This window comes from Mesorhizobium sp. M00.F.Ca.ET.216.01.1.1 (genome assembly GCF_004010325.2).
Classification (GTDB): domain Bacteria; phylum Pseudomonadota; class Alphaproteobacteria; order Rhizobiales; family Rhizobiaceae; genus Mesorhizobium.
This window is the reverse complement of record NZ_SADR02000082.1, coordinates 1-998: the sequence shown is the minus strand read 5'-3', so window position 1 is coordinate 998 and position 998 is coordinate 1. Positions and strand designations below refer to the sequence as shown.

At 57.9% G+C, this 998-nt stretch carries 3 protein-coding genes; all 3 read right to left on the bottom strand.

The annotated features are described in order from the left end of the window. A partial coding sequence (locus tag EN859_RS35115; RefSeq protein WP_135913589.1) for a hypothetical protein occupies positions 1 to 465 on the bottom strand: 465 nt, incomplete at its 3' end. After that, complete coding sequence (locus EN859_RS35110) at positions 462 to 740, bottom strand: AlpA family phage regulatory protein (RefSeq protein ID WP_127856285.1); 279 nt, start codon at positions 738 to 740, stop codon at positions 462 to 464. The genes EN859_RS35115 and EN859_RS35110, both read right to left, overlap by 4 nt. Next, on the bottom strand, positions 737 to 998 hold a 262-nt coding region (locus EN859_RS38835), incomplete at its 5' end, for a hypothetical protein (protein WP_210237748.1). The genes EN859_RS35110 and EN859_RS38835, both read right to left, overlap by 4 nt.

Genomic DNA, 998 nt, shown 5'->3' with positions numbered 1-998 from the left:
GCGATCTTCGATCCGCCTCCAACCGGGGCGGCGCGGCATCAGGAACCGCAACTCACCATAGATTCGCTTGGCATCCGCGTAGTCGCTGCTCCCCTCATTCGCGTCGGACGCATTCATCGCCATATCGCGCGGGTCCAGATAGCCTTCGAATGCGGATTCTGCAAAAGGACCTGCCAGACACGTAACTATCTGCCGGATCGCATCATCGCGTTCCAAATATCGATCCATATCGTCCTCGAAAATCGGCTTTCGCTTCGAGGTGAATCCTTGCGCTAAATAAAAAGCCTTGCATATGACAACACCATAGTAATCTCCGTCACCGGCGTCGGGGTAAATACTAACACTTGAGAAAGCAGGGAATTCACGGTCGTCGTCGAACAACTGACGCTGCAAAACGATGGCGGCCACCGCGTGCCCGGCTTCGTGGTGCGCCACAAGCGGGAGAGGTTCGGAGGCTACATTCATGCGGTGCGGCTCTCAGGTCCAGTTTCCATCCAAGCCCTGATATCGGATTCAAGCCATGCGACTCGGCCGGGGGAGATGCGCCGCCGCCTAGGGAACAGGCCTGCCTTCAGAGCCGCGCGGTCGCGCTCGAACTGCGTTCCACCGAAGTGCTTCAGGGTCTTTGCCGACTGGCCGGCGGCCCAGGCAAGTGCCCGCTCGCCCTCTACATCTTCAAGCCAGAGATAGGGATCGTCGTCGGGAGCATCCAGCGTTGGACGGACATCAAATGCGTTCATGTCCGGACAGCCTTCAGAAAGAAGGGATAGAGGCTTCCGTCGGCTCGGGTCTCCGCGGTGTTGGCGGCGGCGACGGCATGTTCGAAAGGCGTGATCATGGGAAATTCCTTTCGGTCGATCCAGAGCGGCAGTGCTTTTGCCCATAGGACCGCATTTGTCGTGCCAACTGGGAAATTCATTACAAAGCAATGCGATCGCTCCGATAGCGTTGTGTCTCCTGTCTGACATTGTTGGGAAGTCGACACGCGCCCGTCGCAA

Coding starts and splice junctions, on each gene's coding strand:
- EN859_RS35110 (WP_127856285.1), bottom strand. CDS start 740: ATGAACGCATTTGATGTCCGTCCAACGCTGGATGCTCCCGACGACGAT.